Source organism: Acetivibrio ethanolgignens (genome assembly GCF_001461035.1).
Classification (GTDB): Bacteria; Bacillota; Clostridia; order Lachnospirales; family Lachnospiraceae; genus Velocimicrobium; species Velocimicrobium ethanolgignens.
In genome coordinates this window covers 30,572-46,596 of the sequence record NZ_LNAM01000148.1, presented here as the reverse complement: position 1 = coordinate 46,596, position 16,025 = coordinate 30,572, and the positions used below count along the sequence as shown (strand labels likewise).

Below are 16,025 nucleotides of genomic sequence, written 5' to 3'. Positions count from 1 at the left end.
AAAAAGAATAAGTCTGTAAGCTAATTATCCTTGCTTACAAACTTATTATACGAGGAGAAAAAAGATGGATAAAAAGGAGGAGATTAATCGGCTGCTGTCTCTGCGGCTCAGGCGGCTTTTAGGAGAGACAAAAATAGACTATGAGAAACTGCAGGAGATACGGCTTAGAATTGGCTGGCCTGTGATGTTAATTTATAACAACCGGGAGCAGAGTCTTGGACAGGAAGGCGGCTTTGTAACAAAAAATGAATTGCGGGAAACTATGGAATATATTTGCAACTATTCGATGTATGCCTTTGAAGAGGAACTGAAACAAGGATTTTTAACGATTCAGGGCGGACATCGGGTGGGGGTAGGTGGCAAGGTCATTGTAGAAAAGGAGAAGGTTAAAAATATAAAATATATTTCCTGTTTGAATATCCGATTGGCTCATGAAGTTAGGGATTGTGCGAGAGGTGTTATGCCGGAGCTTTGGTGCAATGAGGAAAAAAGATGGTATTCTACTCTTGTTGTTTCGCCTCCCAGGTGTGGAAAAACTACATTGCTGCGAGATATGATACGGGCAGCCTCCGAAGGAAATATAATTAAAGCTGGTGGCCAGAATATCCCGGGAGTCAACGTAGGTGTTGTAGATGAACGTTCGGAGCTGGGAGCCTGCTATCTTGGAGTACCGCAGAATAATTTGGGAAGAAGGACAGATATTCTGGACTGCTGTCCTAAGGCCGAGGGAATTATGATGTTGATTCGTTCGATGTCGCCAACGATAGTGGCAGTTGATGAAATTGGTGGACAGAGAGATAAAGAGGCACTGGAGCAGGCGGTAAACTGTGGCTGTACTATTTTTGCTACTGCCCATGGAGCCTGCATGGAGGATATTAAAAGAAGGGGACTGGAGTGCTTTTTTGAACGCATTCTTATCCTGGAAGTGGCAGGAGAACCGGGAAGAGTACAAGGAATTTATAACCGAAAAGGGGAGAGGGTATGTTAAAGCTTTTGGGTGGAATTTTAGTGCTTTTATCCTGTGGGGCGGCTGGAATCTGTATGGCAGAGGAGAAAAAACAACAGCTTCAGAGCCTTAAGGAAATACGGCAGTTTTTTATGCTTTTATCCGGTGAAATCCGGTATGGAGGAACCACGTTAAGTGAAGCAATCAAAGCAGCTGCTGGAAAGCAAAAGAGGAACAAAAACAGTCTTAAGGAGGCATTTGCTGAGATTGCAGTTAAAATGGAGGGAAGAGCGGCTGGCAGTTTTTTTGAAATATGGCAGGAAGAGCTCCTGGATAAAGCAAAGAAAGCATCGCTGTCGGGAAGAAATTTAGAACAATTGCTTCGTATGGGAGAGACCCTGGGAGGACTGGACAGGGAAACACAGCTTAACAGTCTTAACTGCTATCTGGAGGAGATAGAAAGGGAAATTATAGCAGAGGAAAAAAGGATTGGAGAAAAGGTTCGTTTGTATCGCTGGCTGGGGGCATTGGCAGGTGCTTTTGTCTGGATTTTACTGCTTTAAGATAAAAAACGGACTTAAGAAATGAGGAAGGGCATGAATATAAGTTTAATTTTTAAAATAGCGGCGGTAGGAATTCTGGTTTCAGTACTAGGACAGGTATTAAAGCATGCAGGGCGGGAGGAACAGGCCTTTTTGACCAGTCTTGCCGGACTGATTTTAGTACTTTTGTGGATTATTCCTTACATAGCAGAGCTGTTTGATACGATAAAAGGATTGTTTGCATTATGATTAAGGTGGCATTATTAGGAATTGCAGCGGTATTTCTGGCACTACCTTTTCGGAGTAGCAAACCAGAATTTGGGACAGGTATTAGTCTGGCTGCCTGTGTACTGATACTTCTTTTGGGGGTAAATAAGCTGGAGAATATTGTGGCGGGAATTGGAAAGATACAGAGCTATCTTGCATTTAGCGAAAGCTATATACAGCTGCTTTTAAAGATAGTAGGAATTACTTATGTAGCAGAGCTGGCTTCCGAGCTTTGCAGGGATGCTGGATATGGAACCGTGGCAAATCAGGTAGAGATGACAGGAAAGCTTACGATACTCACCATGAGCATGCCAGTGCTTTTAACACTTTTAGAAACGATTCATGAATTTCTGGCATAGGTGGAGTTTAGATATGGGAAAATGGAAAATTTTATGGCTTGTGGGATTTTTATGTCTGGGAGGTCTTATAAATCCTCTAAAAGCAACAGCCCAGGAAAATCCGGCAGGAATAGAAGGTCTGGAAGCATGGGATTTAGATTATGGAGAGGCAGAAAGGGTTCTGAAAGAAGAGCTTGAGCTTAATAGCTTTGATCTAGGGAGCTATATTCAGAAAATTTTTTCCGGGGAGGAGAGCTTTTCCCTGGATAGCATCTGGGGATATCTGAAGGAGGGGCTGGTGAAAGAGTTTGAGAAAGATAGAAATCAGCTTCTGCGAGTTGTGGTAATTGCTGTTGCAGCGGCAGTGTTTACCAATTTTTCAAACGTATTTAAAAGTAATCAGGTAGCTGATACCGGGTTTTATGTGGCATATCTTCTGATGTTTTCTGTGCTGGCAGCCTCCTTTTTTGAGATATCCAAAACAGCCTCTTTGGTTCTTGAGAGTCTGGCTGATTTTATGAAGGCTTTAGCACCAGCTTTTTTTACCACAGTTACGATGGCTTCCGGGGCAGGTACCTCCCTCCTGTTCTATCAGATAGCTCTGGTAGTAATCTGGCTGGTAGAAATGGTACTTTTAAAGCTGATATTGCCGCTGATTCATATTTATTTTGTGCTTCATCTTTTAAATCATTTGATGGAAAAGGATGTATTGTCTAAGACAACACAGATCCTTGAAGAGGGGGTTAACTGGAGCCTTAAGGCTATGCTGGGACTGGTGGCCGGATATAATTTTATTCAGGGAATTATGCTGCCAGCGGCAGATGAATTAAAAAGAAGTGGTCTAATGCGGGCGGCAACAGCGATTCCCGGAGTGGGAAATGCGATTGGCTCTGTTGCGGAAACGGTACTGGGAGCAGGGGTTTTAGTAAAAAATGCAGTAGGTCTTGGTGGAATTATGGCACTTCTTCTTTTGATGTCGGGCCCTGTGGGAAAGCTTTTCTGTTATATGCTTTTTTATAGGCTGGGAGCTGCTTTAGTGCAACCAGTTTCTGATAAAAGGATTCTGGAATGTATGTCAGGGGCTTCGGTAGCGGCAAAGCTTCTGCTGCTTACAGTATGCACGGGAGGAGCCTTATTTTTACTTACAATTGCGATTGTTATGTCGGCGACAAATCTGAGGCTTTAAAAGAAGGGAGAAGCTATGAAAATCATAAAGGAGGCAGTACAGAATCTGGTAATTTATATGTTTTTAGTTACCATCATTTTAAATCTGGTAAAAGCTTCCAGTTTTAAAAAGTATATCGAGCTTTTTACGGGTCTTATATTGATATTAATTTTATTTACTCCTGTAGTAAGGCTGATTGCCGGAGAAAATGTATTAGAGGAGTCTTTGAAGACAAAGCAGTTTCTTTTTGAAAGCAGGGATTCGGCAGAGTTTATTTATGAAGCAGAAGCAGACACGAAAAAGGAGCTTTTGCGGCTGTATTCAGAGAAGATGAAAGAACAGATTCAGCTTTTGGGAAAGGAAAAGGAGATGGAGATAGAACGTGTCAAAATAGAGCTTAGTGAAGAAGAGGAAGGTTTTGGGAGCATAGAAAGGATAGAGGTGTGGCTTAAGGAAAAAAAGGGACAGGAGAAATTAAAACAGCTTTTAATGGGAGTTTTTGAACTTGAAGAAGCAGCTGTGTCGGTAAAGTGAGGAGGAATAGAAATGGAAAAATTAGGAAAAGACAAGCTAATTATTCTTTTTTTATGCGGTGTATTTCTTCTGGTGCTTTCCTGGCCCACAGGTTCTTCGAAAAGGGAAAAGAGCAATTCGGGAACGGAGGAGAGAAAAGTGGCGGAAACAGTGCCTCAGGAGGAATATGTGCAAAAGCTAGAAAAAAAGCTGGAGAATATGTTGTCAAAGCTGGAGGGGGTAAAGCGGGTAAAGGTCATGATTACACTGAAAAATTCGGGAGAAAAGGTGACACTCAAGGATTCGCCTTATTCACAGGAAACCGATACCCAGAAGGAGGATGGACGGGCAACAGAAAGTACCCGGTTCAGTACAGAGGAGACAACAGTACTTGTAGAAACGGAAGAAGGGACGGAGCCTTATGTGATAAAAGAAAAGGAGCCACAGGCAGAGGGTGTACTCATATTAGTGGAAGGAATGGAACGGGCAGAGCTGAAAAGCGAAATTTCGGAAGCAGTAGAGGCATTATTTGGAGTGCCTCCGCATAAAATTAAAGTAATGAAAATGGATGCAGAATAAAGGAGGAGCAAGGTGAAAAATATATTTCGGAAAAATCAGGTGATTATTACCGCATTGGCGATTATGATTGCTGTTGCAGGCTACCTGAATTTTGCAGAGGAAAAGGGAGCTACAACGGAAACGGCTACATATGGTGAACTAGGAAATGTGGAGGATACCAGCCAGATAGACCTGGGCTTGACAGAAAGTGATCCGGATTATGAGATTTCGGATGCAACACTGGCAGAGGCCGAGAACGAAACAGAGGTTGGAGATGCTGTTTTAGTAGGTAATACTATTGGAAGTGACTTTTTTTCCTCTGCACGTCTGAACCGGGAGCAAACCAGGGCAAAGAACAAGGAAATGCTGATGGAAATTGTGAATAATGCAAATGTTTCCGAGGCCCAGAAGCAGGAAGCAGTGGATACTGTTGTTAAGCTTACGAATATTGCAGAAAAGGAAACAGCAACAGAAAATCTTCTGGTGGCCAAAGGCTTTTCTGATGTTGTAGTAAGCATTGTAGATGACAGCGTGGATGTTATCGTAAATGCAAATGATCTGACAGAGCAGCAGATTGCCCAGATTGAGGATATTGTAAAGAGAAAAACAGAAATTAGTGCAGAAAACATTGTAATATCTCCCGTTGGGGTAAAAAATTAATTGCAAAAGTCTTGAATTTTGATATAATGGTTATAGACTTGTGATATACTATAAGTATGATGAATTTTGACAGAGAACATAGGAGGTTATGCTTGTGAGTAAGGAAGTTGAATTTAAGAGTTCTTATAAAGTGTTAGAAAATGGACAGATTGGTGAGGTAAGAATTGCCGACGAGGTTGTAGCGATTATTGCAGGACTGGCAGCGACAGAGGTAGAAGGTGTAGCTTCTATGGCGGGTAATGTCACCAATGAGCTGGTAAGCCGCCTTGGTATGAAGAATCTCTCAAAGGGAGTTAAGGTTGAGGTGACAAGCGAGGCAGTCAGTGTTGACCTGGCACTTAATATGGAATATGGTTACAGCATCCCTAAGACCTCTGAGCAGGTTCAGGACAGAGTAAAACAGGCCATTGAGAACATGACCGGACTTTCGGTAGATGAGGTCAATATAAGAATTGCTGGTGTAAGACCGGAAAGACAGAAATAGAGAGAAGAGAAGACTTTTCTTTTCAGAGTTTGTGGCTACTTTGCGGTCACAAACTCTTTGTTGTAAAAGTAGGAGGAAAAATTTTTTATGAGCAGAAGAGAACTGAGAGAGCATTTGTTTTTAATGCTGTTTCGCAGGGATTTCTATGAAACGGAAGAACTGAAAGAACAAATGGAGCTTTATCTAGAGCAGCTTGAGAAGCCTTCGGAAAAGGATTTAGTTTATCTGGAGAAAAAGTTCCAGACTGTGCTTGAGTATATGCAAGAATTGGATGAGAAGCTTTCCTTCGTTGCTACGGGCTGGAAGCTTAACCGTATGGGTAAGGTGGAATTGACGATTTTGCGTCTTGCCGTATATGAGATGGAATATGATGAGGATGTGCCGGTAAAGGTTGCTATTAATGAGGCAGTAGAGCTGGCAAAGAAGTATGGCGAGGATAACTCGGCCGGCTTTGTCAATGGTGTACTTGCCAAGGTTGCAAAAGATGAATAGCGAGCAGGTATATTCCGTATCGCAGATTAATCTGTATATTAAGAACATGTTTGCAAGAGAAAGCGTATTGAACCAGATTTATATCAAGGGTGAGGTTTCAAATTGCAAATATCATACCTCTGGTCATATTTATTTTACATTGAAGGATTCTAAGGGGCAGCTCGCCTGCGTTATGTTTGCAGGGCAGAGAAGCGGCCTCTCTTTTCGCATGTGTGAAGGTCAGAGTGTAGTTGTTTTGGGAAGTATCAGTGTCTATGAAAGAGATGGAAAATATCAAATGTATGCCAGAGAAATCCACCTGGATGGAACTGGGGCACTGTATGAAAAATATGAACAGTTAAAAAAGGAACTGGAGCAGAAGGGGTATTTTGATTCAGACAGAAAAAAGCCGATTCCCTGGTATGTGAAAAGGGTTGGAATTGTAACAGCGTCTACTGGGGCAGCTGTGCAGGATATTATTAATATCAGTACCCGGCGGAACCCATATATTCAGCTGATTCTATACCCGGCAAAGGTGCAGGGAGAGGGGGCTGCACTTAGCATTTCCCGTGGAATTGCAGCTTTGGATAAGCTGGGAGTGGATGTTATTATTGCCGGACGTGGCGGTGGATCAATAGAGGATTTATGGGCCTTTAATGAAAAAATTGTAGCAGAGACAATTTACCGCTGCAATACACCGGTGATTTCTGCTGTCGGACATGAAACAGATACAACAATAGCCGATTATGTTGCTGATTTACGGGCACCGACACCTTCGGCAGCAGCAGAGCTGGCTGTATGTGATATTGCATCACTTTTGGAAAATTTAAGAGAATATAACCGAAGCCTTAATTTCAGGATGAGACAGAAAATTAACCAGGAGAGGTCAAAGCTGTCACAGTACGAGCTAAAACTTAAATATGCGGATCCGGTATATAAGGTGCGGCAGGAAAGACAGTATCTGACGGATATGGAGGAACGACTGAAGGCATTCATGAAGCAGAGGGTTATAAAAGAGAGACATCGGCTGGAGCTTTACATTGAACGACTTCGAGCACTATCTCCTCTGGAACGGCTGAAAATGGGTTATGGCTATCTGGAAAAGGAAACAGGAGAAAGTCTTTCTTCGGCAGAAGCTGTAAAAAAAGGAGACAGACTGCTGATTACAATGAAGGATGGAAAGATTACTGCGGTAGCAGAAAAGATAGAGAAAGGAAGACCTATATAATGGCAAAAACAAAGAGTCTGGAGGCTTCAATGGAGGAGCTGGAAGGTGTTTTAAAGGAGCTGGAAAGAGAAGAGATAAGTCTGGAAGATTCCTTCCGGCTGTACAATGAGGGTATGAAGCTTTTAAAAAGCTGTAATGATATGATTGATAAGGTAGAAAAGAAACTGGTTGTCTTAGAAGAAGAATAGATGGAGTAAGCTATGGATTTTCAAAAGGAATTGAAGCAGAAAATTGCAGAGACAGAAAAAGCAATCTGCCGTTATCTTCCCGAAGAAGAGGGAAAGCAGAAAATTGTAATTGAAGCGATGAACTACAGTGTTCTGGCAGGAGGGAAAAGGCTTCGGCCTCTTCTCATCAGTGAGGCCTATCGTGCCCTGGGTGGCTGCAATAAAGACGTAGCAGAACCTTTTATGGCAGCTATGGAAATGATACACACATACTCTCTGGTGCATGATGATCTCCCGGCGATGGATAATGACGAATACCGCAGAGGAAAAAAGACGACCCACGCCCAATATGGAGAGGCTATTGGTATTCTGGCCGGTGATGGCCTTTTAAATTATGCCTTTGAGACAGCAGTAAAGGCTTTTGAAAGCGAAGAAGAGCCGCAAAAAATTGCGAGGGCATTAAAGCTTTTAGCTCAGAAACCGGGGATTCATGGAATGCTGGGGGGACAGGTAGTAGATGTAGAATCCTGTGATAAGCCGGTTACAGAGGAGCTTCTTTCCTATATTCATACATTGAAAACAGGCGCCTTGATTGAAGGCTCTTTAATGATAGGAGCAGCCTTAGCTGGTGCTGATGAATTAACTTTGGAAAAAATGGAGCGGATTGGAAGGTCAGTTGGCCTTGCTTTTCAGATTCAGGATGATATATTAGATGTTACCAGTACGACAGAGATATTGGGAAAGCCTGTCAATAGTGATGAGAAAAATCATAAGACTACTTATGTTACGTTAAAGGGACTTGAAAAAGCCCGCCAGGAGGTGGCAGCGTATTCTGAGGAGGCAGTAGGTTTGCTACAGAGTATTGCTGGCGATACTGAATTTTTAGAACAGTTATTTTTATGGCTGATTCGACGAGAAAAATAAGGAAGGTGTAAACTTGCCAAATATACTGGATAAAATAGAAAAGGCGAATGATATAAAGAATATTCCGCCGGAGGAATTAGAGCAGCTGGCCTGGGAAATACGTCGGTTCCTTCTGGAGCATGTCAGTAAGACCGGTGGACATCTGGCATCGAACTTAGGTTGTGTAGAGCTTACGATAGCACTTCACCGATGTCTTACCTTTCCAGAGGACAAGCTGGTATGGGATGTAGGCCATCAGGCTTATACTCATAAGATACTGACTGGTAGAAAGGACGGCTTTGATACCCTGCGGCAGTTTGAAGGGATGAGTGGATTCCCAAAGACAAAGGAAAGTGACTGTGATGCCTTTGTAGTGGGGCACAGTTCTACTTCAATTTCTGCGGCTCTCGGTATGGCAGCTGCCCGGGATATGAAGGGTGAGAAAAACAAGGTATTTGCAGTGATTGGGGATGGTGCCATGTCCGGCGGTATGGCCTTTGAGGCCCTGAATAATGCCGCCAGGCTAAAGTCCAATCTGGTAATTGTAATCAATGACAACAATATGTCTATTACAGAAAATGTCGGCGGTATGGCAAACTATTTGTCAAATATTCGTACTGATGAGGGATACCAGCATCTGAAGGATGGCGTAGAGTCTGCCTTAAGAAGTGTGCCAAAGATTGGTGACCGTCTGGCAGACCGGATTAAGCGTTCTAAAGATTCCTTAAAACGTCTGGTAGTTCCGGGGATGCTTTTTGAGGATATGGGACTTACCTACCTGGGGCCGATTGATGGTCATAATATAGAGCAGATGGTAAGGACCTTTCATAATGCAAAGCGGATGAATGAAGCCGTGGTTGTACACGTTATTACAAAAAAGGGGAAGGGCTATGCTCATGCAGAAAAGAATCCCTCTCTTTATCATGGCGTGGATCCCTTTGAGGTGAAAAATGGTGTTGCAAAGCAGGGAAAGAAGGAGACCTATACTAAGATTTTTGGAGATATCTGTGTCCGAATGGCAAAGGATAATCCTAAGATAGCAGTAGTTTGTGCAGCGATGCCTTCCGGTACCGGCCTTATGGAGTATCGAAGAGAATTTCCACATCGGTATTTTGATGTAGGAATTGCTGAAGAACATGCAGTTACCTTTGCAGCAGGTCTGGCGGCTTCCGGTATGCGTCCGGTCGTAGCAATTTATTCTACCTTTTTACAAAGAGCCTATGACCAGATTTTGCACGATGTCTGTATCGACAAGCTTCCAGTGACTTTTGCTTTGGATAGAGGTGGTCTGGTCGGAAGTGACGGAGAGACACATCAGGGAGTTTTTGATTTGTCCTATTTATCAAATATCCCAAACCTGGTGGTTATGGCACCAAAAAATAAAGACGAGCTGGTAGATATGATGTACTTTTCTGTAGCCTATGACGGACCGACAGCAGTACGGTATCCGCGGGGGGAAGCTTACGAAGGACTTAAGGAGTTTAACCAGCGGATTGCTCTGGGGAAAAGTGAGGTCATTTATGAAGGACAGGAGATAGCTCTTCTGGCTGTTGGTTCTATGGTAGAAACAGCGGAAAAGGTCAGTGATAAGCTGCGTCTGGTTGGCGTTAATCCAACCCTTATTAATGTACGATTTGTAAAGCCGATGGATGAGGAGCTTTTACTTTCTTTAGCAGACCGTCACCGGATTTTAGTAACGATGGAGGAAAATGTTAAGAATGGCGGTTTTGGTGAGCATGTAGCCGATTTTCTTCTGGAGCAGAAGAGGACAGAAAATGAATTTATTAATGTGTCACTGCCGGATGCCTTTATAGAGCATGGAAGCGTTGAGACGTTAAAAAAGAAATTTGGATTGGATGCTGACAGTATTGTAGAAAGGATTATGAGCAGAAGATGAAGGAGCGATTAGACGTACTTTTGGTAAAAAGAGGCCTGGCTGAGTCAAGGGAAAAGGCAAAGGCTGTCATCATGGCTGGTGATGTTTTTGTAGCCGGGCAAAGAGAAGATAAGGCAGGAAGTATGTTTGATGATAAGGCAGAGATTACGGTTAAGGGAAATGCTCTTAAATATGTCAGCCGTGGCGGCTATAAGCTAGAAAAGGGGATTGAGCAGCACGGGGTTGATATTAGAGGAAAGATATGTATGGATGTAGGTTCTTCTACCGGTGGTTTTACTGACTGTATGTTGCAAAATGGTGCGACTCTTGTCTATGCGGTGGATGTAGGTACCAATCAGTTGGCCTGGAAGCTCCGTCAGGATGAGAGAGTCGTGTCCATGGAAAAGACGAATATCCGTTATCTTACCAGAGAGCAGATTGAGGATGATATTGCCTTCGCTTCAATTGATGTAGCCTTTATTTCTCTGACTAAGGTTTTGGAACCGGTAAGAGAGCTTCTGGCACCGGAGGGCGAGATTATCTGCCTTATTAAGCCACAGTTTGAGGCAGGCCGGGAAAAGGTTGGCAAGAAGGGAGTAGTCCGTGACGAAGCGGTACACAGAGAGGTCATTGATATGGTGATTTCCTATGCACGTTCTATCGGATTCACAGTATTGTGGCTGGATTATTCTCCAATTAAGGGACCGGAGGGAAATATAGAATATTTGATGGAAATTAAGAAAGGGGCGGCTGCTACGGAGTTTCCTTTGGAAGCTTCCCAGCTGATTGCAGAAACTGTAAAAAAGGCACATGGCAGCCTGGATTAGGATGAAAAAATTTTGTGTTGTAACGAATGTAGAAAAAGATAAGGGATATAAAACAGCACGGCAGCTAAAAGAACTGCTGGAGAACTTGGGTGGAGAATGCATACTGGTGCAGGACAGGTTTGTAGAGACCTGCGAGGATGAATTTATTGATTACCGAGATATTCCAAAGGATACGGACTGTATTATTATTCTGGGCGGTGATGGAACGCTGATACAGGCGGCGATTGATATGCATCAGTTTAAAATTCCGTTTTTAGGAGTGAATCTGGGAACTCTCGGATTTCTGACAGAAATTGAAGTAGAAAATCTGGAAAGAGATTTAAAAAAGCTTCTGGAAACAGAAGGAAGAATAGAAAAAAGAATGCTTTTAAAGGGGAAGATTTCTATTCAGGGAGCTTTGGAGGAAGAGCTGGCACTCAACGATTTTGTTATCAGTAAGGCCGGGCTGTGCCGTCTGATTACGTTGGATGTCTATGTAAACGATGAGTGGATTGATACCTATGTGGCAGATGGCCTGATTATATCCTCACCGACGGGCTCTACTGGCTACAATCTGTCGGCAGGAGGTCCTGTTTTGGTACCGGAGGTACCGGCAATGATTATTACACCTATCTGCCCACATTCTTTAAATAAAAGAAGCCTGGTGGTGTCATCCCAAGATAAAATTAAGGTAGTGGTAGGCCAGAGTAAGACCGCTGCAGAGGATGAGGCGGTTGTAATTCCGGATGGAAGCTGTACCGGCCGACTTGTAACAGGGGACTGGATGGAAATCTGCCCGGCAAAGGACAAGGTTCAGCTGGTTCGATTGAAGGAGATGAGTCTTTTAGGACGGTTAAGGCAGAAGCTTGGAAGAGAGCTGGAGTAACGGAAAGCTGGAGAAACAGAAAGTCTTTACAAGCAGCGAAAATAGTGGTATTATGTAAAAGATTGAGATTTGAAAAGGAGAATGATTATGTCAGGACATTCTAAGTTTGCGAACATTAAGCATAAGAAAGAAAAAAATGACGCAGCTAAGGGTAAAATTTTTACAATTATTGGACGAGAAATTGCAGTAGCAGTAAAAGAAGGCGGTGCTGACCCGGCTAATAACAGTCGTCTGCGTGATGTTATTGCCAAGGCAAAGGCAAACAATATGCCAAATGATACCATTGAAAGAGGTATCAAAAAGGCTGCTGGAGATGCCAATTCTGTAAATTACGAGAAGGTTACATACGAAGGCTATGGCCCAAGCGGTACAGCGATTATCGTAGTAGCTCTTACAGATAACAAGAACCGTACAGCATCCAATGTACGAAATGCTTTTACTAAGGGAAACGGAAGTATCGGAACACAGGGCTGTGTGTCCTATATGTTCGACGAAAAGGGCCAGATTATCATTGATAAGGAAGAGTGTGATATGGACGCAGATGACCTTATGATGATGGCACTGGATGCTGGTGCCGATGATTTTTCTGAGGAAGAGGACAGCTTTGAGATTTTAACGACTCCAGAGGCCTTCAGTGGTGTCAGAGAGGCTTTGGAGGCTGAGAAGATTCCTATGGCTCAGGCAGAGATTACTATGATTCCTCAGACCTATGTAGAGCTTTCCAGCGAGCAGGATTTAAAGAATATTAACCGTATCCTTGATTTACTGGATGCTGATGATGATGTGCAGGAAGTTTACCATAACTGGGATGAATAAAAGTATGACAGGCTGTTGCCAGGGCAGATGGATTATTTGCCAGGTGGCAGCCCCTTTTCATTCGATAGGAAAGTTCTGCTTTGTATGTATGTGACAAAATATTTTTCAAAATATTATACGAAAAAACGTTAAAAATTATGTAAAATATGCACTATAGCAATTTTTTAAAACCTGTGATATAACTAGGTCAGTATGCATTATCTGTTTAATCAAATAGAATTCTGGGAGCATATCTTAGTGTGGGAACATTTCGTTATTTTATCCAGAGGATATAGTAAAAAGAAAAGCAGAGGAGGTTATACGTTGACGAAAGCAGAAAAGAAAAAATTGCAGCAGGATGAGAATTTAAAAAGACTGAAGGCATTTCGTCTAATGGATGATGATTTTATGACGAAATGCTTTGAGGGAAATACGGAATGTACCGAACTGGTACTTCGTATTGTTTTAAATAAGCCTGATTTAAAGGTAGAAAGTGTAAAAATACAGTATTTTGTGAAAAATCTTATGAAACGTTCCGTGAAGCTGGACATATTTGCCACGGATAGTAATGGGAAAAGATATAATATTGAAATTCAAAGGGAGGACAAAGGAGCAGGAGCTAAACGTGCAAGATACAATAGTAGTATGATAGATGCCAATATTCTAATGCCAGGAGAAAGCTTTGAAGAGCTTCCGGAAACTTATGTTATTTTTATTACGGAAAATGATGTTCTAGGGAGAGGAGAAGCGGTATATCATATAGACCGGTATATTAAGGAGACAAAAGAAGTCTTTAGAGATGGAACTCATATAGTATATGTTAATGGTGCTTATAGGGGGGATACACCCTTAGGGCATTTAATGGAAGATTTCTTCTGTACAAAACCATCGAAAATGTATTATAATATATTAGCAGAGAGAACAAAGTATTTTAAAGAAAGTAAGGAGGGTGTTGCGGTTATGTGTAAAGCTATGGAGGATATGTGGGAGCAGGCTTTAAAGGAAGGCTTTGAAGAGGGACGTGTGAAAGGGGAGAAAGTAGGTCATAGGATAGGACGAAAAGAAGGACGAAAAGAAGGACGAAAAGAAGGACGAAAAGAAGGTCGAAAAGAAGGACGTGAGGAAAGCAGCCGGGAAACAGCAAGAAAATTGTTGAAAAAAGAAAAACTTACGATAGAAGAAATTGCAGAATGCTGTGGACTGACAGAAGAGGAAGTAAGGACATTGAAATAAATAGAGGGATAAATCACAAAAGAAATCCTGCTTGATGAAATTTGTAAATGTATATAAAGAAATAATATAGAAAAGAACGTTATGAAATGGAGAAATAATGGAACGATTATCTGATGCAGTTCTGCAGCATGCAGACATTATGAAAAGCTTTACACAAGAAACCTATAAAAAATCTTTTTTAGAATATAAGGATAGGTATTATCCGGTGATTGAGGAGATTTCTCTTTCATGGGAGGAAAAGGAAGAAAAAGAAAGAGCGTTTTATCTGGAGACAGTAGTGGATGAGTATCTGAATGAGATAGCGGTTGCTCTCGAAATCGTGGGAAAGAATAAGATGCTTCGTAACAATAAGATAGACGGTTACCGAATGGTACAGGCTCTTTATACGATTCCAATGATTCGTGAAACAAAGCTTCCTGCAGCAGAGAGTTTGGCAGAAATGCTTGTAGAAAAATGGAAAAAGGTGTATCCAAAGTATGCCTATAATTTGGGAGATTATGAAACTCTGAAGAGTGGCTTTGAAAAAAAGCAGTTTTGCTACATTACGACAGCAGTTTGTGAGACCCTAGGAAAACCGGATAACTGTTATGAGCTTACGATGTTCCGGCAGTTCAGGGATGGTTATCTTAGAAAGCAGCCGGATGGTGAAACATTGATTCAGGAGTATTATAAAGGAGCTCCCCAGATTATCCAGAGGATTGATAAGCTAGAGGATAGCAGAGCAACCTACCAGGGTATCTGGGAGGAGCATTTAAAGCCATGCCTTTCTCTGATTGAGCATGGAGAGGATGATGCCTGTAAGGAGCAATATGTCCAGATGGTCCGTACTTTGGAAAAACAGTTTCAGTAGGAAAAGGAAGGGATTGTTATGTGGAAGAGGCTGAAAGTGTTATTTTTGGTAGCTGTACTTTTTTTGACGGGTATCAGCTGGCCGCAGTTTGCAAAGGAACCAGCATCTGTTGAAGCAGCTGAGACATATATGATTTACTTTGACAGTCAGGGGGGCAGCCAGGTGAATCCGATTACCGGTCTGACTTACGGAAGCTATCTGTCAACTCTGCCTGTACCAACCAGAGAGGGGTATATTTTTGAAGGCTGGTATACAGACCTTAACTATACAACACAGTTTTATAGCTATACCCGTATTGATGAGAATAAGGTACTGTTTGCAAAATGGAAGGAAAAAACAATTATATCTATTTCTGCGACCTATAAGGAGACAACTGCGATAAAGGACAGCCTGCTGGATAAGAACAAGATTACAGTAAAGGCGGTCTACTCTGACGGGACTACCAAAATACTGGAAAGTAAGGATTTTGAAGTGGTTGATTTAAAGGTAGGAAATTATGGATATAATCTTTTTACTGTGCGTGCAGGAAGTGCTATGGCATATTTTTCTGTACAAGGGATTCAGGAACCACTTTACTCTGTATCCTTTTACAGCAATGGAGGAAGCTATGTAGCACCTATTAACGGTATTAGGACAGACCAGACCATATCCATGCCTGCTGAGCCGGCGAGAGAAGGATATGAGTTTAAGGGCTGGTATCTGGATAACAATATTTTTTCAAACCAGTTTACCTCTGAGTACAAGATTACAAAGAGCATCATTGTATTTGCAAAATGGGAGAAGCTGGAGGTTATTGTCGAGAAAACGGAATACGAACTAAATGCTACCAACTTAGAGCTTAAAGTAAATGAAGAGAAGAGCCTTTTTATTGAAAGCTATGATGAATTTCTGGAGGTTGAGTACTTTAGTGAGAATGATGATATTGCGACAGTCTCTTCGGAAGGTATTGTAGAAGGGAAAGCTCCGGGAATCGCCACCATTTATGTTATTACACCAGAGGGAAAGATGCTGGAGTGTACGGTAGCAGTCGAGGGCACGATGGCAAAGTCAATTAAACTGAATGCTACTTCGAAAAGGCTGAAAAAAGGAAAAACCTTTCAGATCAAAACGACTTTTTCGCCATCGAATGTTACCTCTAAGAAATTAAAGTATACTTCCACCAATAAAAAAATTGCTAAAGTCAGTTCTACAGGTAAGGTTACTGCTTTGAAAAAGGGAACCTGCACCATTAAAGTACAGACAACAGATGGAAGCGGGCTGACGAAAAATCTTAAAATTATTGTGTATTAATAAGAAGAATAAGGCGGCACCGAAAGGTGCCGTTTTTGCAACCCATT

The 16,025-nt window shown here is 42.1% G+C and carries 20 protein-coding genes; all 20 read left to right on the top strand.

The window, feature by feature from the left end; all coding sequences use genetic code 11:
• Window positions 1–64 precede the first annotated feature (64 nt).
• Entirely contained in the window at window positions 65–988 is a 924-nt protein-coding gene (spoIIIAA, locus tag ASU35_RS07870; RefSeq protein WP_058352480.1) for a stage III sporulation protein AA, read from the top strand.
• Window positions 982–1,509, top strand: a complete 528-nt coding sequence (locus ASU35_RS07865; RefSeq protein WP_058352479.1) for a stage III sporulation protein AB — start codon at window positions 982–984, stop codon at window positions 1,507–1,509. The genes spoIIIAA and ASU35_RS07865 overlap by 7 nt, the downstream gene beginning before the upstream one ends.
• 33 nt (window positions 1,510–1,542) lie before the next feature.
• Window positions 1,543–1,737, top strand: a complete 195-nt coding sequence (gene spoIIIAC, locus ASU35_RS07860; protein WP_058352478.1) for a stage III sporulation protein AC — start codon at window positions 1,543–1,545, stop codon at window positions 1,735–1,737.
• Window positions 1,734–2,114, top strand: a complete 381-nt coding sequence (locus tag ASU35_RS07855; protein ID WP_058352477.1) for a stage III sporulation AC/AD family protein — start codon at window positions 1,734–1,736, stop codon at window positions 2,112–2,114. The genes spoIIIAC and ASU35_RS07855 overlap by 4 nt, the downstream gene beginning before the upstream one ends.
• Window positions 2,115–2,127: 13 nt before the next feature.
• The gene (locus tag ASU35_RS07850; RefSeq protein ID WP_058352476.1) at window positions 2,128–3,279 is read left to right on the top strand and encodes a stage III sporulation protein AE; all 1,152 of its coding nucleotides are present in this window, start codon (window positions 2,128–2,130) and stop codon (window positions 3,277–3,279) included.
• 15 nt (window positions 3,280–3,294) lie between these two features.
• Window positions 3,295–3,792 carry a stage III sporulation protein AF gene (locus ASU35_RS07845; protein WP_058352475.1) on the top strand — a complete coding sequence of 166 codons (498 nt, stop codon included), beginning with the start codon at window positions 3,295–3,297 and terminating at the stop codon, window positions 3,790–3,792.
• Window positions 3,793–3,804: 12 nt separating this feature from the next.
• Window positions 3,805–4,350 (top strand): hypothetical protein, encoded by a 546-nt coding sequence (locus tag ASU35_RS07840; RefSeq protein ID WP_058352474.1) that lies wholly within the window; start codon window positions 3,805–3,807, stop codon window positions 4,348–4,350.
• Between the two features lie 12 nt (window positions 4,351–4,362).
• Window positions 4,363–4,989, top strand: a complete 627-nt coding sequence (locus ASU35_RS07835) for a SpoIIIAH-like family protein (RefSeq protein ID WP_058352473.1) — start codon at window positions 4,363–4,365, stop codon at window positions 4,987–4,989.
• Between the two features lie 94 nt (window positions 4,990–5,083).
• Window positions 5,084–5,473: an Asp23/Gls24 family envelope stress response protein gene (locus tag ASU35_RS07830; RefSeq protein WP_242861230.1), complete on the top strand. Its 390-nt coding sequence runs from the start codon at window positions 5,084–5,086 to the stop codon at window positions 5,471–5,473.
• A gap of 87 nt (window positions 5,474–5,560) precedes the next feature.
• Entirely contained in the window at window positions 5,561–5,965 is a 405-nt protein-coding gene (gene nusB / locus ASU35_RS07825) for a transcription antitermination factor NusB (RefSeq protein WP_058352471.1), read from the top strand.
• Window positions 5,958–7,172: an exodeoxyribonuclease VII large subunit gene (xseA, locus tag ASU35_RS07820; RefSeq protein ID WP_058352470.1), complete on the top strand. Its 1,215-nt coding sequence runs from the start codon at window positions 5,958–5,960 to the stop codon at window positions 7,170–7,172. Before nusB ends, xseA begins: the two co-directional genes overlap by 8 nt.
• On the top strand, window positions 7,172–7,360 hold the full coding sequence (gene xseB / locus ASU35_RS07815; protein WP_058352469.1) for an exodeoxyribonuclease VII small subunit: 189 nt from the start codon (window positions 7,172–7,174) through the stop codon (window positions 7,358–7,360). Before xseA ends, xseB begins: the two co-directional genes overlap by 1 nt.
• 12 nt (window positions 7,361–7,372) lie before the next feature.
• Window positions 7,373–8,263, top strand: a complete 891-nt coding sequence (locus ASU35_RS07810) for a polyprenyl synthetase family protein (protein WP_058352468.1) — start codon at window positions 7,373–7,375, stop codon at window positions 8,261–8,263.
• A gap of 13 nt (window positions 8,264–8,276) precedes the next feature.
• Window positions 8,277–10,139, top strand: coding sequence for a 1-deoxy-D-xylulose-5-phosphate synthase (gene dxs / locus ASU35_RS07805; protein WP_058352467.1), 1,863 nt, complete (start codon window positions 8,277–8,279; stop codon window positions 10,137–10,139).
• On the top strand, window positions 10,136–10,945 hold the full coding sequence (locus ASU35_RS07800; protein ID WP_058352466.1) for a TlyA family RNA methyltransferase: 810 nt from the start codon (window positions 10,136–10,138) through the stop codon (window positions 10,943–10,945). The genes dxs and ASU35_RS07800 overlap by 4 nt, the downstream gene beginning before the upstream one ends.
• A 1-nt stretch (window position 10,946) precedes the next feature.
• Window positions 10,947–11,810, top strand: a complete 864-nt coding sequence (locus ASU35_RS07795; RefSeq protein ID WP_172794617.1) for an NAD(+)/NADH kinase — start codon at window positions 10,947–10,949, stop codon at window positions 11,808–11,810.
• 87 nt (window positions 11,811–11,897) lie between these two features.
• Window positions 11,898–12,626 carry a YebC/PmpR family DNA-binding transcriptional regulator gene (locus ASU35_RS07790; RefSeq protein ID WP_058352464.1) on the top strand — a complete coding sequence of 243 codons (729 nt, stop codon included), beginning with the start codon at window positions 11,898–11,900 and terminating at the stop codon, window positions 12,624–12,626.
• A 303-nt stretch (window positions 12,627–12,929) separates the two neighbouring features.
• Window positions 12,930–13,838 (top strand): Rpn family recombination-promoting nuclease/putative transposase, encoded by a 909-nt coding sequence (locus ASU35_RS07785; protein WP_242861229.1) that lies wholly within the window; start codon window positions 12,930–12,932, stop codon window positions 13,836–13,838.
• Window positions 13,839–13,935: 97 nt separating this feature from the next.
• Window positions 13,936–14,688: a CFI-box-CTERM domain-containing protein gene (locus tag ASU35_RS07780; RefSeq protein ID WP_058352463.1), complete on the top strand. Its 753-nt coding sequence runs from the start codon at window positions 13,936–13,938 to the stop codon at window positions 14,686–14,688.
• 18 nt (window positions 14,689–14,706) lie between these two features.
• A complete protein-coding gene (locus ASU35_RS07775) occupies window positions 14,707–15,978 on the top strand; it encodes an InlB B-repeat-containing protein (RefSeq protein WP_058352462.1) in 1,272 nt (423 codons plus the stop codon).
• Window positions 15,979–16,025: the final 47 nt, after the last annotated feature.